The organism is Bacillus sp. FSL R12-0074, from assembly GCF_038005725.1.
GTDB classification, from domain to species: domain Bacteria; phylum Bacillota; class Bacilli; order Bacillales; family Bacillaceae_G; genus Bacillus_A; species Bacillus_A mycoides.
Genome location: NZ_JBBOTR010000001.1, coordinates 1,688,624 through 1,700,202, shown reverse-complemented (window position 1 = coordinate 1,700,202; position 11,579 = coordinate 1,688,624). Strand labels below are relative to the sequence as shown.

The following is an 11,579-nucleotide window of genomic DNA, read 5'->3' as shown; positions in this document are numbered from 1 at the left end:
AAATGAATATACAACGCGCAAAAGAGCTTTCCGAGTCATCTGAAGAAGCCAATGTCAGTTTTCAAGGCATGCCTGTTATGATTCAACACGTCGATGAAAGCAACGAAACCGCCCGCATATATGAAGTAACAAATCCAAAACGCGAATTAACTGTTCCAGTTAATAGCTTAGAGGAAATATAAAAAATGCCACTTCTTTTTTTTGAAGTGGCATTTTTCTTACTTTGTATCACTTAATTTGTATATTCCTTCTCACCCCTGTTTTTCAGCACCTGAACAAGAACAGAAGCTTCCTGCTGCTGTTCTTGTTATTACGTGCTACAATACAAACTATGAACTGAACATTCGTACCATATATGTTAAGGAGGAAAGATAATGGGAACTAATCCACAAAAAACTAGCCCTTATTATGCGGTTATATTCACTTCTAATCTATCGAATGATACAACAGACTATAGTACCGTTGCCGAAAAAATGGAGGAACTTGCGAAACAGCAACCTGGATTTTTAGGTGTAGAAAGCGCACGAGGTAATGCAGGATTAGGAATTACAATTTCTTATTGGGAATCACTTGAAGCAATTGAAAATTGGAAACAGAACGCCTTACATAAAGAAGCGAAAAAAAGAGGCCGTGAGCAATGGTATGAAAACTTCCACCTGCGTATCTGCCTTGTTGAGAAAGAATATAAGTTTCATAGAGATACCTTGTAACTTATGAAGAAAAAATTGGCTCTCGTTGCTATTCATGAAATATACGGTGTGAACGATCATATGCATCGTGTTATTGACCACTTCAATACATCTCATATAGATGTATTCTGTCCTAACCTTTTACAACTACAAAATTCATTTCATTATAGTGATGAAGAAAAAGCATATCAATATTTTATGAATCATATTGGATTTGATTATGGGAAAGAACAAATTAATGAGGTAATTTCTACCCTTTCAAATGATTACACGCATATAGGACTTATCGGCTTTAGTGTTGGGGCTACCATCGCTTGGCTCTGTAGTAACAATCCAACAATAGATTTTATCATTGGATGTTACGGTTCCCGTATACGTGACTATGTTCACATTAAACCTACATGTGCTACATTACTTATTTTCCCTGAACAAGAAGCTAGTTTTTCAGTATCCTCTTTAATGAAAGCATTGCAGCAACAAAGGAATCCTCTATTAGAAATAAAACAACTACATGGCGAACATGGATTTTTAAATCCATCCGCAGTAACATATAACGAACAATCTACAACGCAAGTATACAAAATAATAGATTCGTTTCTTATGAAAACTATGTTGTAAAGGAGTTTCATATGCCACTAACATTATTATTGCTCATATTCATAATCATTCCATTCATTTCAGCATTAGCTCTCATTTTTATGACAGTCAAAAAAGGAAATTTTTTAAACAGACCATACTTACAATCATTCATCGTATGTGCTCTATTTTTTGCGAATTGGATATTATATTTAACGAATTTTTATTCATTGCTACCTGAGAAAGTTAATCGATTTATATTTCTACCTATTTGGTTTTTCCTTTGCGTTTTAGGCTTTATCGTTTTCGCACACGAATGGAAGAACAATCGTATTTTTTCCATATCTATTGGTTTCCTTTCTTCTATTAGTTTTCTATTTGGATTATTGTTGTTAGTTCTTTCGGGAATGTAAAAATAGAAGAAAGAAAAGCCTTCATTCAACTTTTCTTCCTTCTATGTTTACCTTTAGATTTCACTGTCACTGATTCACAAGGTGTGTAATAAATTTGAGGTGTCGCCTTATCCACAAACATCATAAACGTAATAAAGCCGATAATAAAAAAAATAAACAACGTTAACAATATTGCTCCTATCGTTAAAAGTATCATAACACCACCCCTATATATTTCATGTTATTACACCTTTCGCTATTATATGAGCTGAATCCTTTTTAGAAAAATAAACGTAACAAAATAATTACAATGACTCCTGTTAATACTGTTCCTAATAAACTACGAGTATATATCGCTACGAAGAATGTCGGGATTGCCGCAATGATATAATCCCACTGCACTGTCTCATGCATAAATAATACTTGTGCTAAAAGTGCTGCTAATATCGCAATCGGTATGTAATTTAACCATTTTAAACCCCAGTCTGGAATTTGTAGTTTACTAAATACGAGAAGAGGTAAAATACGTGGTACGAGTGTGACAGCTCCTGCTGCTAGTAAAAGGAATAATACGTCCAATCTTACTTCCATTTTTCAATCACCACCCCGATTGTCGCAGCTAAAAGTGTTGCGATAATAACTGCTATACTATCTGGCATAAATAAGTGTGAAACGTATGCGATAATAATCGCTACAATTGCAACACTTAGATGAATGGCTAGTTTCGGTTTACTACTTATTAGCTGAAGTACAAATAATCCGATAAACATCGCTGGTAACGCATAATCCATTCCGTACGTATGAGGATCTGGTATCCACTCTCCAAAAAGCCCTCCGAGAACTGTAGCTAAAATCCAATTTAAATATGCTGTTACATTAAGTCCCATCATCCATTTCTCGCCTAAATGGCCTTTTTGTGCTGCTTGTTGCACTGCAACGCCGAAAGTTTCATCTGTAATTTGCGAACCAATTATTAAATTTTTAAAAAGAGGTATCTTGGTGAAGTAAGGTGCGAGTGCAGCACTCATTAATAAGTGACGTAAATTAACAAAGAACACAGTAAAAATAATTGCCGAGGCTGGGGCACCCGCTGCATACATACCCGCTAATATAAACTGAGCAGAACCTGCGTAAATTAATGTGGACATAAAAGCAATTTCTATGATCGAGAAACCTGCTGTTTTCGCAATAACACCAGCCGCTATACCGATGCTCAAATATCCAAATACAGTTGGTAAACAATCCTTTACACCTTGCTGAAATGAATCATCGCTCTGCAGTGTCATATGTGCTTGAGCTTTATTCACCATTATCTCCCTCCATTTCTTCCATAGTACGTTTTCCTGTTACGACATGAACTAAATCTATGTTTTCACGCCATAATGTATCTAATTTATCAGCTCCAAATTCCTTCGTAATCTCCTCCACCATAATGTCGTGCCGAACATATTCTGTAGCGACGAGAACTAAAGCTGGATCATACGTTGTAACGGCCCATGAAGTGCTATCATTTGAAAAATTAGCAATTAATACTTCTTCCCCATCACGCGCGATAACAGTTAAATGACCACCCATTCTCTTTTCAACGACGTGAGGTGTCATATAATTATGGTGAAATGTCGCTCCTATTTTTGTTTCTGGAGCACCAAATAAAATTGAAAAAATATGTACGCCTTCCGCTTCCTTTTGATGAATGAATGGCTCAATCTCGTGCACTTGATCCTCCCATACAGAAATCCATAACTCTTCTTTTGCTCTATTAATTATATTGCATATTTCTTTCAAAACACGATCATTTGAGCGAATATGCGAAATTACATCAATTTGTCGCTCTTGTTCTAAACAATTTAATTTTCGGTCTAAAAATTCCAAGGACTTTTCAAAATCTTTTCGCATTCGATCCATTAATTCCGTAGCTGGCACTGGTACATATTTCACTGGTTCAGAAGGAACGATATGCACCGCTCCTTTATCCATCAACTTGCCAAGTACTTCATAAATCATTGAACGAGGTACGCCTGTTTGTTTACTCACTTCATAACCTGTTGCTGGATAATGTTTTAATAGTCCAATATACGCTTTACATTCGTACTGGGAAAAACCTAACTTTTGTAACTCCTTTATTATTTCATCCATCCGTAACCCCTCACAATTTATATAGCTCTAATTTCAAAAAAACGATCTCACTTTCCATTAGTAGTTATTGCTATACCTACTAATATAAAAAAGAAGCCTCTACAAGTCAACTGACAATTCTGAATTTTTATTCGAAATAAAAAGCCTTCTTTTGAAAGGCTTTTTGTGCATAATGAATTATTTCAACTGTAGAGCATTTGATATATTACCCTCCAAATGCTCACGTAAGGTTGAACCTGTATACTCTTCTCTAAATACACCTGCTCTCACGAATAAAGGAATGACTTCACTAAAGAATAAATCCAATGATTTTGGAGGTCCCCCTGGAATTGCAATAAATCCATCTAGTGCCCCTGCTTCAAATCTTTCCATAATTTGCTTACAAACATCTTGTGGTGTGCCTATAGCGACCCAATGAGCAGAACCAACAATTTCTGGTCGTTCTAGTATTTGCTCAACAGTTGGTTCATTTTTTATGATGAAATTCCGTAATAATTCGGCATGTGTTTTACTACGTACAGCTTGATTTCTACTTGGTAGCATATGTTCAGTAACCTTACTTTCTAATGGCATCCCTCTAATATCTAATCCGAGAACCATTTCGAGTAAAGCGTACCTCTTCTCTTTTGTAAGATGTTGGTGAGCTTGCCTGTGCATTTCTAGTGCTTCTTCATATGAATCACCAATAAAGAAATATAAACCAGGCAATACACGTATATCATCTTGCTTTCGGCCATGCTTTTCTGCTCTTTTTCTTAAATCTTGACGAAGTTCGATTCCTGATTCTACATCTGGCATCGCGGCGAAAATTGCATCCGCAACAGAAGCAGCGAAATTCCGGCCAGACTCTGAAGCACCCGCTTGAAATAAAGGCATTTCCCCAGAAATATGTTGCGGGATATTAAGTGGACCTTTCACCTCAAAATGCTCACCACGATGCTCAATTGGCTGTACCATTTCTCTAATTACATCTGCGTTGTCTTCTTTTAAAACTTCATAAGGATGGCTCCTCCAAAGTTTTCTTACTAACTCTGTACATTCTGCCGCTTTCGCGTATCGTTCCTCAGATGGTGGCATCCCTGTCTCACCAAAGTTTTCAGCACCATCAATTGATGTGACAATGTTCCAACCTACTCGGCCGTTACTAACCCAATTTAAAGATTGTAGTTGCCTCGCTAGTATATATGGTGGATAAAATGATGTTGAAGCGGTCGTAACGACTCCAATCTTTTCTGTTGCATAAGCAATAGCAGTAAACAATAGTGTCGGATCTAAAATTACATTCCCCTTATTACGAGCAATTAAATCAGGATGTGCCACTAAATAATCCGCTTTAAAAACAAAATCTAACTTAGCCTTTTCTGCCTGTAGTGCCAACTCTACTTGTTCATCTATCCCTGAATTAAACATACTCTCTTGTTCTTTCTTTCTAGAAATCAAACATAGTCCAATGCAAAGCTGTTTTTTTGTAGACATATGTACACACCTTCCCCTTAGTTTTTAATTCACCTAGTTAAACAAGTGATGCGACCATCGCAGCTTCTATTCTTATTAAAGATAAAATGATATTGATAATCATTATCATTTTATGGTGTAACTATAATAAAAGCAACAATAAAGTGAAACTTTAATCAGAGGAGGAGCTCCCATCCTCTGATTATTAGCCTTCACCAATCGGGCTTTTGCGGGATAAAAAAAAGACCACCACTAATTGGAAGTCCTTTATCTCAATATTTCATTCGCTTCTTTTTCATAAATTTTATCAAACGAAGTCATGATGCGCTGCGATGCTTGAATCATTTTTTGATTCGTCATAAGGTCAGCCATTTCTTTCGTCATATCCACATTTGAATTTTCTAGCATATGATTACGTACTGCCCCTGTTCCATTCGGTAAATCAGCAACGTTTCCTTCTGCTAGTGAAAAACTTTTATTTTCATGTTGTACGAGGCGAGCGTTCGTTTCTACGTCTACTGTTTTCGTTTGCAGACGGGCAATATTATTTTGTGTTACTTCATCGTATAATGTACCGTCTGCTTGTACAGCTATCTTTGCTCCTTCTGGAATACGAATACGTTCATTATTCTCACCCATTACGAAAGCACCAGATGCTGTTTGTAAATAACGATCACTATTTAATGTAAAGCTACCGTCTCTCGTTAAAAATGTTTCATCATTTTTAGATGTAACGAAAAATGATGATGTGCCAGCCGCACCGTCGTCTAAAAAGAAATCTGTAGCACTATTTGTCATTTGTACATTTCCTTGTACTAAGTTCACATGCGTCGCAGCTGGTACGACAGCGTAATCGACCGAGCCGATATTTGTCGCCGATCCGTCTCCCCGGCGATATGTGTCTTGCACATCAAATACTTTAGACGTCATGTTTTCTGCTTTAAATCCTGTCGTTTGGGCATTTGCGACGTTATTCGAATGAACATTAATATGCTGCATGTAATTCATCATACCCATAGAACCTATATAAAGACCGTTCATACTCGTTTGAATAAGGCAAGTGCCTTATTCTTCACCTCTTTTCTTACGATGTTTGTAACATTTGTTTTGCTAAATGTTCAGCTGTAGCGATATGTATATGTTGCTTCACGTCTTGTCCATCTGTCATTAATACAATTGGAGCTGATGATACAGCTGGAATTTTCAACAATTCACCACTGCTCGCTGTTTCATCAAATTTCGTAAACACGATACCATCTATATGAATATCTTTAAAGTTCGTAATAATTTCAATCATGTCTTTACTTTTCATGGAAGCTGATAACGTTAAACAAATATAGTCTGGCTCTACTTGTCCCATCGTCTCAATCATCTCTTCAACTGTCTCTGACGTACGATAATTTTTACCGGCTGTATCTATTAATATATAATCGACGCGCGCTTCTTCTTTAAAATAACTGAGTGCCCTTGTCATAGCTGCTTCATCTCGCACAGCGATTACTTCTGACCCAATTGTTTTTACGTAATCTTGTAATTGCTGCACTGTTCCACTGCGAGGGTGGTCCGTCGTAATAAAACCAACTGTTTTTCTCTTAGCGTGAAACTGCCATGCCATTTTCGCAAGTGTCGTCGTTTTTCCAACACCAGTTGGACCTATTAATGCAATCGTTTGTATTTCTTTTTCAAATACGTTTTCAGTATTGAAATGAGATCTCATATCTTCCAATATGTATCCGATGACTTCCTCTTCTGTAATCATCGTTGCATTCTCAAACTTCACTTTTAATTTTTCAGCATATGCATGAATGAAATATTGTTCCACATCGTTTTGTTCTAACATCCGAATTACTTTTTGAATAATAAATGGCACAGATTCCTGCTTTTCTTTTTTAACAACTACTTCTTCTTTCTTTACAGGAACAGCTTGTTTCACAGTAGGCTGTTTTTTCGTTACTTTCGTCGCCTCCGTATGTTTCACAACGACAATCCCTTTTTCAAACAGTTGTAATAGTTTCTCTTTTTTTCTTGCCCATTCTTCACTATTTCCTGTTTGCATCGCTGCGTACGGCATAGAAGTCGTTACGTTTTCTAAATTGTGCAGTACCGATTGAATTCCATTTGCCTTCACAATTTCTTCTGAAGGTTCATTTACAACATCCATTAATTGTTCATGAAATTGAGTTACGCCTTCGTTACTTTCTTCCTGTTTATCTTCAGGAAAAGCGACTAACATTTCATAATTCTTCTTCCAAAAAAACGGGATGTTTCGTTTTACACTTTCATCGACAACGTAGTAATAATCTGTACCATATTGGTCAAATAACTTTCGATACAATTCATTTTTCGAAGCTGCTTTTATTCGCATTAACGCTTCTTTTTTTTCTGTACTTTCCATTACTTCACCCCTACTATTCAATATAAGCAATTTGATCTACAACAATTTCTGGTGCTAATTCACTAATACATAATACTTTAGCTTCTATTTGATAACGTTCAAGAAGTCTCACAATCGCAAACCTGAAATCTTTTCTGCGTGTTAATAATACTGGCTCTCTTCCCATTAAACGAGCTTGTTTGAAAACGCGCTGTACTTGCTCTACTACTCGCGTTTCTAAATCTAAATCCCAGTTTAATAAATAACCTTGGTATGAATTATTAACAACATCCGCATCTAACTCGATTGAATCAGCGAAAAGCGTTGCATAAATTTTCCCATCAGGATTTTTCGCACTCTCACAAATAACTTTTGAAATACATTCACGAACAAATGCAGTGACACCATCAACATGGTTTTGATAAATTTCTTTCCCGTCAATAATACCTTCAATAATTGTTGGTAAATCACGAATTGAAATTCCTTCTTTCAGAAGTTGTTTAATAACATTTTGCACGAGTGATAAATCGATTTCTTTCTTCTTAATTTCTTCTAATAAAACGCCATTATCAGTTTCAAGCGAGTTAATCAAGTCTTTCACATGTTGACGCTGAATTAACTCATGAAGATTACGTCTAACGACAACATCTAAATGCGTAATTAATATGCTGAGCGGCTCTAACACTTGATAGCCTTTCATTTGTGCATCTTGTACCATATGCTCCAAAATCCAATATCCATCTTCACCAAAAATTGGATCTTTCGCCGGCTCTGCATCTAAATCAGCCATTACATTCGGTGTTTTCAGTGCTAATAAATAACCTGATTTTAAAACACCTTCAGCCGCCTTCGCACCTTTAATACGAATAATGTAACGTCCGCGTGGTCTAAAGCTCGTATTATCTTTAAAGTTAAATCCAGGAACGTTAATACCAAGGTCGGTAATAATCGACTTCCTCATAAGAACAACTTTATCACGAGCTGTTTCCCCGTTAATCTTCTGCTTTACAAGTGCCGCTAAATCTAAACCGAGCTCTACGATAATTGGATATTTATCTGTAAAGACGCCGAATGAATCTTCCACTTGTTGCAGTTGCTCTTCATCGCCTTGAATCATTTCTAATTCTTTTTGAAGCTCGTCTTCTTTTTCTTTCTTTATTCGCTTTTTATTACGAACTCCTAAGAAAACAATCGTGCCTCCAACGAGAGCAAAGGGTAGAAATGGTAACGGTGTAAAAACACCCATTGCGATAAATAAGCCACCGAGTGCATATACAACAACTTCATGCGCTAATAACTCTTTAAAGATTCCTTCAGTTACTGTATCAGATGAGCCGTCAAATACTCGCGTTACGATACTACCTGTTGAAATCGCAAGCATTAACGAACCGATTTGGTTTACAATTCCGTTACCGACAGTTAACTGCGTATAGTGAATAGCCGCATCTGCAAAGCTCATTCCTTGCTGCATCATACCGACAATTAAACCGAAAATAATGTTTACGAATAAAATGACAATCCCGAAAATAACGTCCCCTTTAATGAACTTTCCGGCACCATCCATCGCTCCGTAAAACTCTGTTTCCATATTTAATTTTTTTCGTTTTGCCTGTGCATCTTTTTCTGTAATAAGACGCTGATTCAAATCAGCATCGATAGACATTTGTTTCCCTGGTAAAGAATCAAGTGTAAAACGAGCTGCTACTTCAGCTGTACGAGACGCACCGTTTGCAACGATAAACTGGAATATGATTAATACTATAAAAATAACGATACCAATTAATAAGTTCCCGCCAATTACGAACTGACCGAACTCTTCAATAACATGACCCGCATTTCCGTCTGTTAAAATCGCTCGCGTCGTCGAAACGTTAATCGATACGCGGAAAATCCCGATTAATAACAACATCGTCGGAAATGACTTTAATTCATCCCACTCGTTAATACTTGTAGCTCGCATATAAATAAGCACTGACATACTTAGTAGAAAAACGATAACGATATCAAGTATAAATGGTGGAAGTGGAATTAAGAGCGCCACAACGAATGACGCTGCTAAAAAGATAGAAAAATAGGTTCTTGCAGAATCCATCTTAAACAAAGAGATCCCCTCCAAACGCGCTATTATACTTCAAGTTCGTTCGTTTGAATTAAATAGCGCATAACTTCAATTACAGCTACGTATAAATCTTTTGGAATCGTCTCGTCTTCCTCGACTTGATAATATAAAGAACGAGCGAGCGGACGGTTTTCCACCATTGGTATTTCTTGTTCACGGGCAAGCGTTCGTATATATAATGCGAGCTCATCTTCCCCTTTTGCAACGACAATAGGCGCCGCATCAACTTGTTTATTGTAACGAAGCACCACTGAAATATGCGTCGGATTGTTCACAATAAACGTTGCACCATCCATCTTCTTCGCGATTGTCCCTTGCAAGATGGCATGCATAAAGTTTTTTCGTTTCCCCTTTACTTGCGGGTCCCCTTCATTATCTTTATGCTCTTGTTTCACTTCTTCTTTTTTTATCTTAATATCTTGTTCGTACTCCCATTTTTGATAAATGAAATCAATAATAGAAAGAATGATTAAAATAATTAAAATGGCTAGAAAGATAAATTTAATTTGGCTAATAATTTCAGTAAGTGACGCTGTCCAGTTAAATCCAATCATACTAACAATCTTCTCTAAATTCTTTTTAAAGAGAACGTACGAAACGTAACCGATTAATCCCATATAAAACAATGATTTCAAAATATCTACTAAACTTTTACGACTAAACAATCTCGTAAAATAGTTTTTCGGATTAATACGTGATGCTTTCGGCTTAAGCACTTTAGAAAAAAATAAGAAACCGACTTGAATCATATAATTGAACAAATGAAAAGCATATACAAGTATTAATATAGGAGCCGATACTTTCAGAAGTAATATACCCATTAAATAAAAATACTCGGTCGAATCTGTATTTTTTCCAATTTGATCAAACAGTACCGCTACGGAATGTGCAATCTCATAGCCGAGCCAATCTCCGAAAAAGTAAACGACAACTGCTAATACAAGAATGGAAAATAAATTATTTAAATCTTTACTCCGGGCGATATTCCCTTCTTCACGCGATTTTTTACGCTTCTGCGGGGTGGCCTTTTCTGTTTTATTATCCTTTGCCATGCGCGTCCCCCTACTTCGTTAAGAAAAAGTTAAATAGTTTCGTATACTCTTCCAGTAATACGTCTGTCATATTTTTAAACACATAACCGAGCATCGGTACACTCATCGCAATAAACAAAATACCACACGTTATTTTAATTACGTACGCATTCATAAAAACGTTTAATTGCGGTGCATTTTTTGCAATTAAAATAAGGACGAAATTAATAATGAATAGACTGCCCATAAGTGGCAAAGCAATTTCAACCGCTGATGTAATTGCAAATAATAACGTTGCGAGTAGACTATCTAAAAAACTAGTCGTCAACAATTTTGAAATCGCCTCTGTATATTGAAACGACTTTAAAATCGTGGCAACGAAATAGTTAATGCCGCCCAGTGAAATAAAAATAATAAGAAAAAATATATCAAAAATTGTTGATAGCAAAGTGGACTGTGACCCTGCATTTACATCAAATAAACTCGCCTGTGATAAACCGATATCAAAGTCTAAAATATGCCCTGCCATTTTCGGAATGTTCCACAGCATCTCTACAATTTTTGAAAGTGATAACCCAATTACAATTTGCGTTCCTGCATAAGCTGCTACATCCCAAACTGTCTTTATGTGAGAGACATCCACTTGATCTGCCACTGTAATCGAAAGAGCGAGTCCAAATGTAACCTTTGCCATCGCCGGAATTGATCGGCCTGAGAAAAACGGTAGAAAATATAAAAATGAAGTAATGCGACAAAACGCAAAAAACGTCGCCGCCCATAATTCCATATTCATTTCAGTTCACCTAT

The 11,579-nt window shown here is 36.5% G+C and carries 14 protein-coding genes; 4 read left to right on the top strand and 10 right to left on the bottom strand.

What is annotated here, in order from left to right; translation table 11 throughout:
• Positions 1–2: 2 nt before the first annotated feature.
• The 4 genes from NSS97_RS08890 (at position 3) to NSS97_RS08875 (ending at position 1,678) form a co-directional block, all read left to right on the top strand.
• The gene (locus NSS97_RS08890; RefSeq protein ID WP_001025736.1) at positions 3–182 is read left to right on the top strand and encodes an H-type small acid-soluble spore protein; all 180 of its coding nucleotides are present in this window, start codon (positions 3–5) and stop codon (positions 180–182) included.
• Between the two features lie 192 nt (positions 183–374).
• On the top strand, positions 375–710 hold the full coding sequence (locus NSS97_RS08885) for a monooxygenase family protein (RefSeq protein WP_107887757.1): 336 nt from the start codon (positions 375–377) through the stop codon (positions 708–710).
• A gap of 3 nt (positions 711–713) precedes the next feature.
• Positions 714–1,307 carry a dienelactone hydrolase family protein gene (locus tag NSS97_RS08880; protein ID WP_107887758.1) on the top strand — a complete coding sequence of 198 codons (594 nt, stop codon included), beginning with the start codon at positions 714–716 and terminating at the stop codon, positions 1,305–1,307.
• A gap of 11 nt (positions 1,308–1,318) precedes the next feature.
• Positions 1,319–1,678, top strand: coding sequence for a hypothetical protein (locus tag NSS97_RS08875; RefSeq protein ID WP_107887759.1), 360 nt, complete (start codon positions 1,319–1,321; stop codon positions 1,676–1,678).
• 25 nt (positions 1,679–1,703) lie between these two features.
• On the opposite strand, the gene NSS97_RS08870 is transcribed toward NSS97_RS08875, so the two are convergent.
• The 10 genes from NSS97_RS08870 to NSS97_RS08825 all read right to left on the bottom strand — a co-directional run bounded on the left by NSS97_RS08870 (position 1,704) and on the right by NSS97_RS08825 (position 11,565).
• Complete coding sequence (locus tag NSS97_RS08870) at positions 1,704–1,874, bottom strand: DUF3951 domain-containing protein (RefSeq protein ID WP_016088508.1); 171 nt, start codon at positions 1,872–1,874, stop codon at positions 1,704–1,706.
• Between the two features lie 62 nt (positions 1,875–1,936).
• Complete coding sequence (locus tag NSS97_RS08865) at positions 1,937–2,248, bottom strand: AzlD domain-containing protein (RefSeq protein ID WP_002086437.1); 312 nt, start codon at positions 2,246–2,248, stop codon at positions 1,937–1,939.
• A complete protein-coding gene (locus NSS97_RS08860) occupies positions 2,239–2,967 on the bottom strand; it encodes an AzlC family ABC transporter permease (protein WP_002126646.1) in 729 nt (242 codons plus the stop codon). Before NSS97_RS08860 ends, NSS97_RS08865 begins: the two co-directional genes overlap by 10 nt.
• Positions 2,957–3,793: a helix-turn-helix domain-containing protein gene (locus tag NSS97_RS08855; protein ID WP_107887760.1), complete on the bottom strand. Its 837-nt coding sequence runs from the start codon at positions 3,791–3,793 to the stop codon at positions 2,957–2,959. The genes NSS97_RS08860 and NSS97_RS08855 overlap by 11 nt, the downstream gene beginning before the upstream one ends.
• A 177-nt stretch (positions 3,794–3,970) precedes the next feature.
• On the bottom strand, positions 3,971–5,269 hold the full coding sequence (locus tag NSS97_RS08850; protein ID WP_044441493.1) for an NtaA/DmoA family FMN-dependent monooxygenase: 1,299 nt from the start codon (positions 5,267–5,269) through the stop codon (positions 3,971–3,973).
• Between the two features lie 246 nt (positions 5,270–5,515).
• The gene (locus NSS97_RS08845; RefSeq protein ID WP_080784544.1) at positions 5,516–6,289 is read right to left on the bottom strand and encodes a flagellar basal-body rod protein FlgG; all 774 of its coding nucleotides are present in this window, start codon (positions 6,287–6,289) and stop codon (positions 5,516–5,518) included.
• Positions 6,290–6,332: 43 nt separating this feature from the next.
• On the bottom strand, positions 6,333–7,643 hold the full coding sequence (gene flhF / locus NSS97_RS08840; protein WP_341112224.1) for a flagellar biosynthesis protein FlhF: 1,311 nt from the start codon (positions 7,641–7,643) through the stop codon (positions 6,333–6,335).
• Positions 7,644–7,656: 13 nt separating this feature from the next.
• Positions 7,657–9,723 carry a flagellar biosynthesis protein FlhA gene (flhA, locus tag NSS97_RS08835; RefSeq protein ID WP_341112222.1) on the bottom strand — a complete coding sequence of 689 codons (2,067 nt, stop codon included), beginning with the start codon at positions 9,721–9,723 and terminating at the stop codon, positions 7,657–7,659.
• A gap of 23 nt (positions 9,724–9,746) precedes the next feature.
• Entirely contained in the window at positions 9,747–10,793 is a 1,047-nt protein-coding gene (flhB, locus tag NSS97_RS08830) for a flagellar type III secretion system protein FlhB (protein ID WP_341112220.1), read from the bottom strand.
• Between the two features lie 10 nt (positions 10,794–10,803).
• Entirely contained in the window at positions 10,804–11,565 is a 762-nt protein-coding gene (locus NSS97_RS08825; protein ID WP_001055697.1) for a flagellar biosynthetic protein FliR, read from the bottom strand.
• Positions 11,566–11,579 lie beyond the last annotated feature (14 nt).